Below are 13,961 nucleotides of genomic sequence, written 5' to 3' on the forward strand. Positions count from 1 at the left end.
CACCATGAGCACCATGACCCCTGCCGAGATCGTCTCGGAACTCGACAAGCACATCATCGGTCAGGCCAAGGCGAAGAAGGCCGTCGCGGTCGCGCTGCGCAACCGCTGGCGCCGGCAGCAGGTCGGCGAGCCGCTGCGCCAGGAAATCACGCCGAAGAACATCCTGATGATCGGGCCGACGGGCGTCGGCAAGACCGAAATCGCGCGCCGCCTCGCGAAGCTAGCCGATGCGCCGTTCGTCAAGATCGAAGCGACCAAGTTCACCGAAGTCGGCTACGTCGGCCGCGACGTCGACAGCATCGTGCGCGACCTGATCGAGATCTCGGTCAAGCAGACGCGTGAAGCCGAGATGCGCAAGGTGCGCAGCAAGGCGACCGACCAGGCGGAAGACCGCATCCTCGACATCCTGCTGCCGCAACCGCGCGCGGTCGGCTTCGGCGGCAACGCCGATCACGCGAACGACGACAACAACGCGACGCGCCAGACCTTCCGCAAGCGCCTGCGCGAAGGCCAGCTCGACGACAAGGAAGTCGAGCTCGACCTCGAGCAGCCGTCGGCCGGCATGGACATCATGGCGCCGCCGGGGATGGAAGAGATGACCGAGCAGATCCGCTCGATGTTCTCGAACCTCGGCAGCGGCAAGAAGCAGCGCCGCAAGGTCAAGATCAAGGAAGCGCTGAAGCTGCTGACCGACGAGGAAGCGGCGAAGATGCTCAACGACGAGGAAGTGAAGACGAAGGCCGTGCAGAACGTCGAGCAGAACGGCATCGTGTTCCTCGACGAGATCGACAAGATCACGTCGCGCAACAACGAAGGCAGCGGCGGCGAAGTGTCGCGCCAGGGCGTGCAGCGCGACCTGCTGCCGCTCGTCGAGGGCACGACCGTCAACACGAAGTACGGGATGGTGAAGACCGATCACATCCTGTTCATCGCGAGCGGCGCGTTCCACCTCGCGAAGCCGAGCGATCTGATTCCCGAACTGCAGGGGCGCTTTCCGATCCGCGTCGAGCTCGACTCGCTGTCGGTGGAGGATTTCGAGGCGATCCTCGACGCGACCGACGCGAGCCTCGTCAAGCAGTACCAGGCGCTGCTCGCCACGGAAGACGTGCAACTCGAGTTCGCCGCGGACGGCATCCGCCGCCTCGCCGAGATCGCGTATGCGGTCAACGAGAAGACCGAGAACATCGGTGCGCGCCGGCTGTACACGGTGATCGAGAAACTGCTCGAGGAAGTGTCGTTCTCGGCCGGCAATCACGCCGGCGAGTGCGTGACGATCGACGCGACGTATGTCGACCGCGCGCTCGGCGAAGTGGCGCAGGACGAGGATCTGTCGCGCTACGTGCTCTAACGCGCGCGGCGGCGAATGCGAAACGGGCGACCCGACGGGTCGCCCGTTTTCGTTGGTGCGTCAGCCAGACGGTCGAGCACGGCCCGCCCGCATGCGCGATTGCCCATCGCAACCCGCAGCGCCCGTCGTACGGCATCGACACCCGCCGCGACGACCGCGGCGCGCCGCTTACTGGCGCACCGGCTTCTTCGCGAGCTTGCGCTGCAGCGTGCGGCGGTGCATGTTCAGCGCGCGCGCGGTGGCCGAGATGTTGTTGTTGTTCTCCGCGAGCACGCGCTGGATGTGCTCCCATTCGAGCCGGTCGACCGACAGCACGACCGGATTCTCGAGCGCCTCGTCGGCCTGCACTTCGCTGGCGTTGGTCTGCAGCGCGGCCAGGATCGACTCGATGTTCGCCGGCTTCGCGAGATAGTTGTCGGCGCCCTCCTTCACGGCCTGCACGGCGGTCGCGATGCTCGCATAGCCGGTCAGCACGAGGATCCGCGCGTCGGGTTGCAGGTCGCACAGCGGCGCGATCAGGCTCAGCCCCGAATCCTCGCCGAGATGCAGGTCGACGGTGATGAACTGGAACTTGCCGCCGGCCGCGAGCCGCAGCGCCGCCTCCTTGTCGTGCGCCTGCTGGACCGCATAGCCGCGGCGCTCGAGACCGCGCGCGAGCGTGCCCGCGAACACCTCGTTGTCGTCGATCACCAGGAAATTGTTCTCGCTCATGTGGTTTCTCCGTCTACGTGTTGGTTGAGGCGGCCGGCGCCGCGATGCGCGCTACCGGCAGGCGCAGCACCGCGCGCGTGCCGCGGCCCGGCGAGCCGGCTGCGCGGCTGTCCGGCGCGGCTGCCGCCCGTTCGGTCGTGCGCTGGCCCGACGCGGCAGCGGCGTGACCATTCATGCCGCCGGCGGCGCGCCCGTTGCCGCCGGCCGCGCGCGGCGTGACATCGGACAGCTCGATCTCGCCGCCCAGGCGCACGGCCGCGCTGAACGCGAGGTACAGCCCGACTCCGTGTCCGCCCTGCGTGCTGTCGACCGGCATCGCGCCGAGCGATTCGCGCAACGCGGCCGGAATGCCCGGGCCGTCGTCGCATACTTCGAATTCGATCTGGTCGGCCGCCCGCTCGTTGTGCGCGAGCTTCGCGGCCAGCGTCACGCGATGCGGGCTCGCCCGCGCGGCGTTGTCGAGCAGGATCGTCAGGATCTGGCCGGCCGCGACCGTGTCGTCGAGCGCGACGCCCGACGGGCGCGCGCCCAGCAGTTCGAACTGCACGTGCGGATGCCGCAGGCGCCAGTGCTCGACGAAGGTATCGAGCCAGTCGTCCACCGGCTGGCGGCTCGCCGGCGCGCTCGCGCGGCTGCGCAGGCGCGCGAGCGCCGACGTGCAGAGCGTCATCTGCTCTTCCAGCACCTTCAGGTCGGCCTCGTAGCGCGCCAGCCCCGGATCGGCGCGTGCCGCGTCGCGCAGCTCCTCCGCGAGCATCGCGATCGTCGACAGCGGCGTGCCCATCTCGTGGGCGACGGTGGCGGCCTGCACGCCGAGCGCGACCGCGCGCTCGTCGCGCAGCAGGTGCGCCTGCGCTTCGCCGAGCGCCGAATCGCGCTGGCGCAGCGCGTTCGACATGCGCGCGACGAACCACGCGATCAGCCCGACGCTGACCATGAAGTTCACCCACATCCCGGTGCGGTAGTAGTCGAACAGGTTCGCCGGGTTATCCATGTTGAGCGGCACCGAATCGAAGCCGAGCGCCGCGTAGCACGCGACCGCGAACGCCGCGAGCCAGATCATCAGGTGCCACGGCAGCACGGCCGCTGCGATTGCCAGCGACGGCAGATACAGCGACACGAACGGGTTGGTCGTGCCGCCCGACAGGAACAGCAGCGCCGACAGCGCACCGAGGTCGACCCACAGCTGGCCGAGCAGCTCGAAATCGGTCTCGGGCCGCGCGCGCAGCACGCGCACCCAGGTCAGCGCGTTGAAAACGATTTCGAGCGCGATGACCATCAGCATCGCCGGCAACGGCAGGTGCACGCCGAAATAGGTCTGCACGACGCCGATCGTCGCGAGCTGGCCGATGATCGCGAGATTGCGCAGCCAGAACAGGTGACTGAGGTTGACGCGCCCGGTGGTGGTGATTCGTTGCATCCGAGCAGTTTACCCGTTTAGCGCGCGGCGCCTCTACCGGGGGCCGGATCGTGGCGGATGAATACACACAGGAACGCATCAAGGCACGGCCCGACAAGCCGGCGTCTCGGCCGGTCGCACGAGCCTGCGCCGTCAGCCGGCCGCACCGGCCATGCGCTGGGCGATCTCGTCGGCGAGGCACTCGGGGCACCGGCAGCGCGTGCCGGCCGCCGGCGGCACGCCGCAGGGCACGACCGGCATCGACGCGCACCAGCAGTCGAACGGCTGGGTACCGGCGCCGCAGTCGAAGCCGCGCCCGCAGTGCGGGCAGCGCGCGCGGCGTGGGGTCGAACGAGTGTCGACGGCGGAATCGGTCATGGCGAAGGCGCGGTAACGGGCATGAACGTCACCCTACGCGACAAGCATAGCGCGGCGGACGGATTTTGCACGTCGGCCGGTCGGCCGATGCGTCCCGCAAAACACGTCCGGGCACACGCGCCGCCCGCCCCGCCTGCGGCGCCGTCGCGAGGCCCGGCGCCATGGCCGGCGGGCCGCCGCGTATGGCCCGCGGCCCGCGACACCGACCGTCCGGCCAGCCCAAAAACCCGATGCTGCGCTGCGCCACTCCTGTACAATTCGCCCTGTTTCAACCGTTCCCAGCCAGAGCTGCCGCCATGTCCGAGCCCATCGACCTCTCGCAGATCGCCCCCACGCTGAAAGCAGAAATCCTCGCGGAAGCGCTGCCGTACATCCGTCGCTACCACGGCAAGACCGTGGTCATCAAATACGGTGGCAATGCGATGACGGAAGAGCGGCTCAAGCAAGGCTTCGCGCGCGACGTGATCCTGCTGAAACTGGTCGGCATCAATCCGGTGATCGTCCACGGCGGCGGTCCGCAGATCGATCAGGCACTGAAGAAGATCGGCAAGGCCGGCACCTTCATCCAGGGCATGCGCGTCACCGACGAAGAGACGATGGAAGTCGTCGAATGGGTGCTGGGCGGCGAAGTGCAGCAGGACATCGTGACGCTGATCAACCACTTCGGCGGCCATGCGGTGGGCCTGACGGGCAAGGATGGCGGCCTGATCCACGCGCGCAAGCTGCTGATGCCGGATCGCGACAACCCGGGCCAGTACATCGATATCGGCCAGGTCGGCGAAGTCGAGGCGATCAATCCGGCCGTCGTGAAGGCGCTGCAGGACGACGCGTTCATCCCGGTGATCTCGCCGATCGGCTTCGGTGAGGACGGCCTGTCGTACAACATCAATGCCGACCTCGTCGCCGGCAAGCTCGCGACCGTGCTGAACGCCGAGAAGCTGCTGATGATGACCAACATCCCCGGCGTGATGGACAAGGACGGCAACCTGCTGACCGACCTGTCGGCACGCGAGATCGACGCGCTGTTCGAGGACGGCACGATCTCGGGCGGCATGCTGCCGAAGATCTCGTCGGCGCTCGACGCCGCGAAGAGCGGCGTGAAGTCGGTCCACATCGTCGACGGCCGGATCGAGCACTCGGTGCTGCTGGAAATCCTGACCGAGCAGCCGTTCGGCACGATGATCCGCTCGCATTGAGCGCACGCCGCCTGCCCAAGCGTTCCGACCTGCCGGCGTCGCTGCGACGCCGGCGCATCTCCCGCAGTCGGCCGCGTGCCGGCGCGCCGGTCTGGCTGTTCGATCTCGACAACACGCTGCACCACGCATCGCACGCGATCTTTCCGGAGATCAACCGCGCGATGACGCAGTACATCATCGACACGCTCCAAGTCGGGCGTGCCGAGGCCGACCGCCTGCGCACCGGCTACACGCAGCGCTACGGCGCCGCGCTCCTCGGCCTCACTCGCCATCATCCGATCGATCCGCACGACTTCCTGCGGGTCGTCCACACGTTTGCCGACCTGCCCGCGATGCTGCGCGCCGAGCGCGGCCTCGCGCGCATCATCGCCGCGCTGCCGGGTCGCAAGTTCGTGCTGACCAACGCGCCGGAGAACTACGCGCGTGCGGTACTGCGCGAGCTGCGCATCGAGCGGCTGTTCGAACGCGTGATCGCGATCGAGCACATGCGCGACCGGCGCACCTGGCGCGCGAAGCCCGACCACACGATGCTGCGCCGCGCCTTGCGTGCCGCGAATGCGCGGCTGGCCGACGCGATCCTCGTCGAAGATACCCGCAGCCATCTGAAACGCTACAAGCGGCTCGGCATCGGTACCGTATGGATCACCGGCCACCTGCCGGGCCATCTTCCGAGCATCGGCCGTCCACATTATGTCGACCAGCGCATTCGTTCGTTAAAATCGCTCCGACTGGGCACACGATCGGGGCGACAGAAATGCAGCCGACTTACCCGCAGGACCAAGCCGTAAAGGAAGACCATGCCACGCCGTCCCGCCCGCGCCCGAAGCCGGGCGAGCGGCGCGTGATGATCCTGCAGACGCTCGCCGCGATGCTCGAGGTGCCGAAGCCCGAGAAAATCACGACCGCCGCGCTCGCGGCCCGGCTCGACGTGTCGGAAGCCGCGCTCTACCGGCATTTCGCCAGCAAGGCGAAGATGTACGAAGGGCTGATCGAGTTCATCGAGACCACGTTCTTCGGCCTCGTCAATCAGATCGCCGCGCGCGAACCCGACGGCGTCCTGCAGGCCCGCGCGATCGCGATGATGCTTCTCAATTTCGCCGTGAAGAACCCCGGGATGACGCGGGTGCTGACCGGCGAGGCGCTGGTCGGCGAAGACGAGCGGCTCGCCGAGCGCGTCGAGCAGATGCTGGAACGAATCGAAGCGTCGCTCAGGCAGGCGCTGCGGCTCGCGCAGCTCGACGCGGGCGCCGGCGACCGATCGGCCGCGACCGCGCCGCTGCCGGCTGATTACGACCCGTCGATGCGCGCCAGCCTCATCGTCAGCTATGTGCTCGGTCGCTGGCACCGATACGCGAAAAGCGGTTTCGGCAAACCACCGACCGAACATGCGGACGCGCAACTGCGGCTGATCCTGCAGTAGGCGACGACGCGCGCGTATCCGACCCGGCTTGAGCCGCCGGATGGTGCGAGCGCATCTTCGCGTGCGACTTCGGCATGCGTCAGTCGTCCGCGTACGACGCGCGGAACATGAAGGCGTCGGCAGGTACCGCGCCCGCATCGACCAGTTCGAGGTCGACCCGCGTGAGCGTACGCTTCGCCGCCAGCGCATCCAGCCACTGCGCGGCGAGCCGCGGCAGCACGTGCTGCTCGATGAAGCCGATCAACAGGCGCGCGCCCGTTTCCTGGACAAGGCAGCGTTCGACGATGTAGTCGAGCACCGCAGGCGCATAGCCGAACGCCACACCGTGCCCGTCGGCCATGCGCGTCACCACACGATCCAGATGCAGTTGCACGATCTGCGCCAGCGTCGCCTGCGCGAGCGGCCTGTACGGCACCACGGTCACGCGGCCGAGAAACGCGGCCGGGAACGTCTTGAGCAACGCCGGCCCGAGCGCCGCGCACAGCGCATCCGTGCGAGGCGCGAGCGCCTCGTCCGAGCAGAGGCTCGTGATCAGGTCGGAGCCCGCGTTGCTGGTCAGCAGAATCGTGGTGTTGCGGAAATCGATGTAGCGTCCGTCGCCGTCCTCCATATACCCCTTGTCGAACACCTGGAAGAACATTTCGTGCACGTCGGCATGTGCCTTCTCGATCTCGTCGAGCAGCACCACCGAGTAGGGCCGGCGCCGCACCGCCTCGGTCAGGACGCCGCCCTCGCCGTAACCGACATAGCCGGGCGGCGCCCCCTTGAGCCCGGACACGGTGTGAGCTTCCTGATACTCGCTCATGTTGATCGTGATCAGGTTCTGCTCCCCGCCGTACAGCGCCTCGGCCAGCGCCAGCGCCGTCTCGGTCTTGCCGACGCCCGACGGACCGGCCAGCATGAATACGCCGAGCGGTTTTTTCGGATCCGTGAGCCCTGCGCGCGCAGTCTGCACGCGCTCGCCGATCTGCTGCAGCGCGTCCGGCTGGCCGATGACGCGCGCCGCGAGCGTGTCAGGCAGCGTGCGCACCGCGGCGACCTCGTCGGTGACCATCCGGCGCACCGGAATGCCGGTCCAGTCGGACACGATCGCCGCGACGATCGCTTCGTTCACTTCAGGGAACACGAACGCCGTCTCGCCCTGCTGCTCCGCGAGCGCGCGCTCGAGCACCTGCAGCCGGTCGGCCGGCACGCCGGAGGCGGCGTCGCGTGTGGTCTCGCGTGCGCTCAACAGCGCTTGCGCGGCGTCGGCCTGCGCGCGCCAACGCGCCTCGACGTTCGCCGCCTCGCGTTCCAGCTCGGCGATGCGCGCCTGTGTGCGGGCCAGCGCGTCCGTGTCGCCCAGGCCGATGGATCGCTCCTGGTCGAGCAGATCGCATTCGACTTGCGCCGCCAGCAGGCGCTGGCGCACGTTCTGCAACTCGCGCGGCGGCGCGTGCTGCGACAGCGCCACGCGCGCGCAAGCGGTGTCGAGCAGACTGATCGCCTTGTCGGGTAGTTGCCGTGACGGAATGTACCGATGCGACAGCGTCACCGCCGCGCGAATCGCTTCGTCGAGCACGACGACGCCGTGATGTCGCGAGAAGGTGCGCGCGAGCCCGCGCACCATGTCGATCGCCGCCGCTTCCTCGGGCTCCGGCACCTGGAGCACCTGGAAGCGCCGCGTCAGCGCCGGGTCCTTTTCGATATGGCGCTTGTATTCGGCCCAGGTCGTCGCGCCGATCGTCCGCAGCGTACCGCGTGCGAGCGCCGGCTTCAGCAGGTTCGCCGCATCGCCGGTGCCGGCCTGGCCGCCGGCGCCGATCAGCGTATGAATTTCATCGACGAACAGGATGACGGGCACCGCCGACTTCGTCGCCGCCTCGAGCACGCCCTTCAGACGCGCCTCGAATTCGCCCTTCATGCTCGCGCCGGCAAGCAGTGCGCCGACGTCGAGACTCAACAGGCGCACGTCGGCCAGCTTCGGCGGCACGTCGCCGTCGACGATCGCGCGGGCCAGACCTTCGACCACGGCCGTCTTGCCGACCCCGGCCTCGCCGGTCAGCAGCGGATTGTTTTGACGCCTGCGCAACAGCACATCGATCATCGTGCGGATCTCGAGCTCGCGGCCGACTACCGGATCAATCTCGCCCGCCCGCGCGCGCGCAGTCAAATCGCTGCAGTACTGCTCGAGCGGCGAGCCGCCACCGGCTGCCGGCGCCAGCGCGCCCGCGGCCTCGCCGGGCACCGCGCCACCGAAGTCGGTGCCGTCATACGGCGCATCCGCCGCCTCCGGCGAGCCGTCGATCCACGCGGGCAGCATCTCGCCCAGGCTTTCCAGCGGGATCTTGCCGAACGCCGGAGAGATCGACAGCAGCACGCGGCGCAGTTCGGGCGTCTTGACGAGCGCGGCGACGAGCCATGCGCCGCGAATGCGGCGGTCGCCGAAATCCAGGGAGGCCAGCACCCACGCGCGCTCGACGGCCGTTTCGATATGGTGCGAGAAGTCGCTGATCGAACTCGCACCGGCCGGCAGCGCGGCGAGCGCGCGCAGCACGTCCCGATCGAGTGTCTCGGCGTCGATGTCGCAATGCCGGATGATCCGCTGGAGGTCGCCGTCGGGCACCTGCAGCAGTTGATGCAGCCAATGCACCAGTTCGACGTAAGGGTTGCCGCGCAGCTTGCAGAAAGTCGTGGCGGATTCGACGCTTCGGAACAGCGAATGCCCGAGTTTGCCGAATAAGGCCTGCCTTGAAATTGTCATGAGATGGATCTGGAAATAAGTCGTGCCGCACGCAAGGGCAATGTGAATACGGTCACGCCCTCCGTCGCCGCGGATACTAAATCAAAACCGCCAACGTTACCTCTCACATCACTCACGAATCAATCGGACAAGTATTATTTTTCATCACGCTTGTTCACGAAAAGGATCGCATCGCCGCCTCCCCGTGCGGTCGTCCCAAATCACCTCACACGGCGTCCCGACGGCCCGCATCGCCGCCACCACGCGGGCCGCGACGTCAACGCCGCAGCCACGCCGCCCCCGATTTTCGCAGCCTCGCACGAGACACCGCCCGGACATTTAGAACAATTCCGATATACCTCAAAACCTGCGCACGATAATATTCCCGTTTAAACCGTCGACCGCGCTTTCACCCTTATCGGCACCCCGGATTATCTCGAATTAATCCGACGCGAAGCGCTCCTTTATCTCGAATTAATGAGGCACGTGCGCAATGCCGCTGCACCGCTAAAACCTTCGCTTTTTACTGATCAACCGCTATGTCGAAAATGAGCAGCAGCACGGCTCGCGATCCCGATTGCACGACGCCCGACCGCCAACCGGCCGATCCCACGCCGCCGTTCGCGAAGCTGGTCCGGCGGGGCGGCCGCGCGCCGCGCGCGCCGGTGCAGCACGCGCTCGGCCGGGATCGCTGCGCGTATTCGGCGTCGTCCGGCGTGTTCGCCACGGTGTCGGGCGATGCGAATCCGCTCGCCGACCATGTCGTCTTCCTCATCGACGCCGACGGCCGCATCCAGTTGGAAAATCATTGCGAAGCGCTCGCCTGCCGCGTCGGCGCCACCGTGGTGCCGCTGCATCGCGCATGTGAGGTTCCGTTCGGCACGACGATCACGGTCGGCGTCGACGAGCTGACCATCGGCCTGCCGTCCTCCGCCGTCGCGCAGGACGACGCGCCGGCCCCCGTCGACCTGATCGCGCTGGGTAATGCGCTGCCCCGCACCGAGCCGGGCGGCTTCGTCGATCTGACGGCGCTGGCCGACCTGCAACCGAACGGCGACCTGCCGCTCACCGTGCTGGACGAGGAACCGCTCGGCGTGGTCACGCCGGTCTCGCCCGATCTCGACAATGGCGACCCGCTCGAGGCGCTGCTCGCCGAATACCGGCGGGCGCTGATCCACCGCGAGCGGTCCGCCGCGCACGCGATGAAGGAAATAGAGCCGCCGCAGATCGCGGTCCCGCTGCCGCCCGATCCATTCCTCGATACCGAGCGCTATCGGACCGGCTCGCTGTTGAACGATCTGCTCGACACGCGCCAACAAATCGATCTGGTGCTCGGCGACATGAACCCGTTCCTGTCCGATCAGTTTTTCGTCGACGACGCACGCCACGACGTCCTGCATCTGCTCGCGCCCACGCAACGGCGGCGTCTGCACTTTCCGCCAGCAGCGCTGCTCGCGCGTCGCGAGCACCACCTGGTCAGCGTCGATAGCCACTTCCCGATGCTGACCACCTTCACCGACACTTCAACGACCGAACAACATGACGATGAACGCCCCTGATACCACCACGCCAGCCACTGGCCGCCCAGCAGTGCAGAACCTGCTGCAGGCCCAGTCGCTCGACGCGCTGAAAGAGCAAACCATCGAAGCGGTGCGTCAGCGGCCGTCCGACCCGTCCGAACGCTGGCTGCTGTTCCAGCTGCTGTGCGTCGACGGCGACTGGGAACGCGCGCTCAAGCAGTTGCAGACCTGGGCAACACTGGAGCCCGAAGGCACTGCACGCGCGCAGCTGCATCGCGGCCTCATCGAAGGCGAGATGTTCCGCACGGAGGTATTCGCCGGCACGCGCACTCCCGGCTTCGTCGACGAAGCCACGCCCGCGTGGATCGACCAGTTGCTGCAGGCGAATGTCCGGCTCGGCGCCGGCGACGTGGCGGGTGCCGACGCGCTGCGCGAGGCCGCGCTCGACGCGGCGCCAGCCAGTCGAGGCGAAAGCGCCGAAATGGGTGACTTCGCATGGCTGACCGACAGCGACACGCGACTCGGCCCCGTTTGCGAAATGGTCGTTGCAGGCGGTTACCGGTGGATTCCGTTCGCCCGCATCAAGTCGCTCACGCTCACCCCGATCGGCACGCTGACCGATCTCGTATGGCGGCCTGCCACGCTGATCCTGCGCGATGCCACGGTTCTCAGGGGGTACGTGCCGACCCGCTACCCGGGCTCGGAGCATGGTCCCGCCGCCGTCCGGCTCGCGCGCGAAACCCGCTGGCAGGACATCGGCGAAACGAACGTGATCGCACTCGGACAAAAAACCTGGACGACCAACTGCGGCGACTGGGGCCTGCTGGATATCGGCGGCTGCCGCTTCACCGATGAAGACGCAGATGGCACGTCATCCTGAAGATCAGCACCGGCCCGCGTACCTGCCGTCCTTGCTCGACCGGCTGCAGGACGACGCGCCGCAGGCTCGCCATGAAGTCGCGCGCGCGTATGCACCGAGCGGCGAAGGCATGCGCCGGATCATCCAACGCGACCTCGCGCTGCTACTCAACGCGACCAACCTCGACGGCGAGCTCGACTCCGCACGGTACCCGCAGGCCGCCGCGTCCGTCGTCAACTACGGCGTGCCGCCGTTGTCGGGAAGCTACCTGAGCGACCGGAACTGGGAAACGATCGAGACACTCGTCAAGACCGCGATCGTCCGTTTCGAACCCCGCCTGCTCCCCGATTCGATCGCGATCCGGCCCCTCGCAGGGCGCGAAGCCGCCAGTTACAACAAGCTGGCATTCGAGATTCGCGGGCTGATGCAATGGTCGCCGTACCCCCTCGAGTTCCTGATTCAAAGCACCTTCGATATCGAATCGAACAAGGTGACGCTCGATCCGGGCGCTCGCATCGAACATTGATATGGATCCCAGATTTCTCGACCACTACAATCGCGAACTGACCTACATGCGCGAGCTGTCGGCGGAGTTCGCCGCACAGCATCCGAAGATCGCCCGCCGGCTCGGCATGCACGGCATCGAAACGGCCGATCCTTACGTGGAGCGGATGATCGAAGCGTTCTGCTTCATGTCGGCGCGTACGCAGCTCAAGCTCGACGCCGAATTCCCGCGCTTTACGCAACGCCTGCTCGAGGTCGTGTATCCGAACTACGTTGCGCCGACGCCGTCGATGGCCGTGGCGAAGCTACGCCCGAGCCTGCGCGAAGGCAACTTCAGCAAGGGCTTCACGGTGCCGCGCCACAGCGTATTGCGCTCGTCGATCCCACCGGGCGAACGGACCGCCTGCGAGTTTCGCAGCGGTCATGAAATCACGCTTTGGCCGATCGAGATCGTCGACGCGAAGCTGACCGCCGTGCCGCCGGACCTTCCCGACCTGCAGCGCATGCTGATGCCACACATGCGGCTGCGCGGCGCGCTTCGGTTGCGGCTGCGCACGGTCGGCGAAATCAAGTTCTCGCAGATCAGCGGGCTCGACCGGCTGTCGCTCTATATCGGCGGCGACGAGCGGATCGCGTCGCATCTGTTCGAACTGGTCCATGCCGGCGGCATCGCGTCGGTCGTGCGCGCACACGGCGCTACCCGCGACGATTGCACGTTCGTCCCGAAGAATCCGGTCGATTTCGAGGGCCTGCGCCCCGACCAGAGCCTGTTGCCGCAAATGTGGAATACGTTCCACGGGCACAATCTGCTGCACGAGTACTTCACTTGTCGGCAGCGCTTCTATTTCTTCGTGCTTACGCAGTTGCAGGCCGGCCTTTCGAAGATCGACGGCAACGAAGCGGAAATCGTGCTACTGCTCGACCGACTGCCGGACGAGCTGACGGCCCACGTCGATGCGTCGAGCTTTCAGTTGTTCTGCACGCCGATCATCAACCTGTTTCCGCGACGCACCGACCGGATCGAGATCAATCGGGCGCTGACCGCGTTCCACCTGATTCCGGACCGCAGCCGCCCACTCGACTATGAAGTCTTCTCGGTATCGCGGGTATTCGGCCAGAAAGCCGAAACGTCGACCGAAGTGACGTTCAATCCGCTGTACCAGACGCTACACAGTGATATCGGCAATTACGGGCGTTACTTTTCGATTCTGCGCGAGCCGCGCGCGATGTCGGCCAACGCGCGCAAATACGGCACCCGCAGCGAGTACGTCGGCACCGAAGTATTCGTGTCGCTCGTCGATCAGGCCGAAGCGCCCTACGACGACGCGATCCGCTATCTGTCCGTCGACGCGTGGCTCACCAACCGCGACCTGCCGCGCCTGATTCCGCGCAACGGGTTCAGCGACCTCACGATGCAGGACTCCGTGCCGATCGAAGGCGTGAGTCTCGTGCATCCGCCAAGCACGCCGCGCGAGCCGTACGCGACCGGCGAAACCGCATGGCGGCTGATTCGCCAGTTGAGCTTCAACTACATGCCGCTCGCGGAGCTCGATCATCGCGACGGCGGCCAGGCCCTGCGCAACATGCTGCGACTGTTCGTCGGAACGAGCGAACACGAACAGCGCACGCAGATCGAGAGCCTCGTCGGCGCGCGCACCGAACCGGTCGTTCGACGCCTGCCCGGCCACGGGTTGCTCGTCTACGGGCGCGGCGTACGCTGCGAACTGACCGTCGACGAGAGCGGCTTCTCCGGTGTGAGCCCCTATCTGTTCGGCCTTGTGCTCGAGCAGTACCTGGCGCGACACGTATCGATCAACGTCTTTACCGAGACGGAACTGCGCTCGATGCAACGCGGCGTCGTGACACGCTGGAAGCCGCGCATGGGCGGACGGGGAGCGGTGTAA

The 13,961-nt window shown here is 67.0% G+C and carries 12 protein-coding genes; 8 read left to right on the forward strand and 4 right to left on the reverse strand.

Annotated elements, in window-relative coordinates:
* Positions 1 to 4 precede the first annotated feature (4 nt).
* Positions 5 to 1,348, forward strand: coding sequence for an ATP-dependent protease ATPase subunit HslU (gene hslU / locus FFI87_RS16270; protein ID WP_138846991.1), 1,344 nt, complete (start codon positions 5 to 7; stop codon positions 1,346 to 1,348).
* Between the two features lie 168 nt (positions 1,349 to 1,516).
* On the opposite strand, the gene FFI87_RS16275 is transcribed toward hslU, so the two are convergent.
* The 3 genes from FFI87_RS16275 to FFI87_RS16285 all read right to left on the reverse strand — a co-directional run bounded on the left by FFI87_RS16275 (position 1,517) and on the right by FFI87_RS16285 (position 3,836).
* The gene (locus tag FFI87_RS16275; protein WP_011658200.1) at positions 1,517 to 2,059 is read right to left on the reverse strand and encodes a response regulator transcription factor; all 543 of its coding nucleotides are present in this window, start codon (positions 2,057 to 2,059) and stop codon (positions 1,517 to 1,519) included.
* Between the two features lie 13 nt (positions 2,060 to 2,072).
* Positions 2,073 to 3,479, reverse strand: a complete 1,407-nt coding sequence (locus tag FFI87_RS16280; protein WP_138846990.1) for an ATP-binding protein — start codon at positions 3,477 to 3,479, stop codon at positions 2,073 to 2,075.
* A 132-nt stretch (positions 3,480 to 3,611) separates the two neighbouring features.
* Positions 3,612 to 3,836 (reverse strand): cysteine-rich CWC family protein, encoded by a 225-nt coding sequence (locus FFI87_RS16285; RefSeq protein ID WP_138846989.1) that lies wholly within the window; start codon positions 3,834 to 3,836, stop codon positions 3,612 to 3,614.
* Positions 3,837 to 4,132: 296 nt separating this feature from the next.
* Here FFI87_RS16285 and argB point away from each other — a divergent pair, with 296 nt between their 5' ends.
* From argB to slmA, 3 genes are read left to right on the forward strand one after another with little or no spacing between them, the layout of a single operon-like run.
* The gene (argB, locus tag FFI87_RS16295; protein WP_006754950.1) at positions 4,133 to 5,032 is read left to right on the forward strand and encodes an acetylglutamate kinase; all 900 of its coding nucleotides are present in this window, start codon (positions 4,133 to 4,135) and stop codon (positions 5,030 to 5,032) included.
* Positions 5,029 to 5,820: a pyrimidine 5'-nucleotidase gene (locus FFI87_RS16300; RefSeq protein ID WP_012364953.1), complete on the forward strand. Its 792-nt coding sequence runs from the start codon at positions 5,029 to 5,031 to the stop codon at positions 5,818 to 5,820. Before argB ends, FFI87_RS16300 begins: the two co-directional genes overlap by 4 nt.
* On the forward strand, positions 5,787 to 6,452 hold the full coding sequence (slmA, locus tag FFI87_RS16305; protein ID WP_138846988.1) for a nucleoid occlusion factor SlmA: 666 nt from the start codon (positions 5,787 to 5,789) through the stop codon (positions 6,450 to 6,452). The genes FFI87_RS16300 and slmA overlap by 34 nt, the downstream gene beginning before the upstream one ends.
* Positions 6,453 to 6,531: 79 nt before the next feature.
* Here slmA and tssH read toward each other — a convergent pair whose 3' ends face one another.
* Positions 6,532 to 9,195, reverse strand: coding sequence for a type VI secretion system ATPase TssH (gene tssH / locus FFI87_RS16310; RefSeq protein WP_138846987.1), 2,664 nt, complete (start codon positions 9,193 to 9,195; stop codon positions 6,532 to 6,534).
* A 527-nt stretch (positions 9,196 to 9,722) separates the two neighbouring features.
* Between tssH and FFI87_RS16315 the strand changes: the two genes are divergently transcribed.
* The 4 genes from FFI87_RS16315 to tssF are packed head-to-tail and all read left to right on the forward strand — an operon-like array spanning position 9,723 to position 13,961.
* The gene (locus tag FFI87_RS16315; protein ID WP_261378395.1) at positions 9,723 to 10,733 is read left to right on the forward strand and encodes a TagK domain-containing protein; all 1,011 of its coding nucleotides are present in this window, start codon (positions 9,723 to 9,725) and stop codon (positions 10,731 to 10,733) included.
* Positions 10,720 to 11,574 carry a type VI secretion system accessory protein TagJ gene (locus tag FFI87_RS16320; RefSeq protein ID WP_409995098.1) on the forward strand — a complete coding sequence of 285 codons (855 nt, stop codon included), beginning with the start codon at positions 10,720 to 10,722 and terminating at the stop codon, positions 11,572 to 11,574. Before FFI87_RS16315 ends, FFI87_RS16320 begins: the two co-directional genes overlap by 14 nt.
* Entirely contained in the window at positions 11,558 to 12,079 is a 522-nt protein-coding gene (gene tssE / locus FFI87_RS16325; protein ID WP_138846984.1) for a type VI secretion system baseplate subunit TssE, read from the forward strand. The genes FFI87_RS16320 and tssE overlap by 17 nt, the downstream gene beginning before the upstream one ends.
* 1 nt (position 12,080) lies before the next feature.
* Positions 12,081 to 13,961, forward strand: a complete 1,881-nt coding sequence (gene tssF / locus FFI87_RS16330) for a type VI secretion system baseplate subunit TssF (protein WP_012364959.1) — start codon at positions 12,081 to 12,083, stop codon at positions 13,959 to 13,961.

Source organism: Burkholderia sp. KBS0801 (genome assembly GCF_005937855.2).
GTDB classification, from domain to species: domain Bacteria; phylum Pseudomonadota; class Gammaproteobacteria; order Burkholderiales; family Burkholderiaceae; genus Burkholderia; species Burkholderia ambifaria.

Excerpts from the sequence above, each read along its gene's own strand:
- hslU (WP_138846991.1), top strand. The coding sequence starts at position 5 with ATGAGCACCATGACCCCTGCCGAGATCGTCTCGGAACTCGACAAGCAC.
- FFI87_RS16275 (WP_011658200.1), bottom strand. The coding sequence starts at position 2,059 with ATGAGCGAGAACAATTTCCTGGTGATCGACGACAACGAGGTGTTCGCG.
- FFI87_RS16280 (WP_138846990.1), bottom strand. The coding sequence starts at position 3,479 with ATGCAACGAATCACCACCACCGGGCGCGTCAACCTCAGTCACCTGTTC.
- FFI87_RS16285 (WP_138846989.1), bottom strand. The coding sequence starts at position 3,836 with ATGACCGATTCCGCCGTCGACACTCGTTCGACCCCACGCCGCGCGCGC.
- argB (WP_006754950.1), top strand. The coding sequence starts at position 4,133 with ATGTCCGAGCCCATCGACCTCTCGCAGATCGCCCCCACGCTGAAAGCA.
- slmA (WP_138846988.1), top strand. The coding sequence starts at position 5,787 with ATGCAGCCGACTTACCCGCAGGACCAAGCCGTAAAGGAAGACCATGCC.
- tssH (WP_138846987.1), bottom strand. The coding sequence starts at position 9,195 with ATGACAATTTCAAGGCAGGCCTTATTCGGCAAACTCGGGCATTCGCTG.
- FFI87_RS16315 (WP_261378395.1), top strand. The coding sequence starts at position 9,723 with ATGAGCAGCAGCACGGCTCGCGATCCCGATTGCACGACGCCCGACCGC.
- FFI87_RS16320 (WP_409995098.1), top strand. The coding sequence starts at position 10,720 with ATGAACGCCCCTGATACCACCACGCCAGCCACTGGCCGCCCAGCAGTG.
- tssE (WP_138846984.1), top strand. The coding sequence starts at position 11,558 with ATGGCACGTCATCCTGAAGATCAGCACCGGCCCGCGTACCTGCCGTCC.
- tssF (WP_012364959.1), top strand. The coding sequence starts at position 12,081 with ATGGATCCCAGATTTCTCGACCACTACAATCGCGAACTGACCTACATG.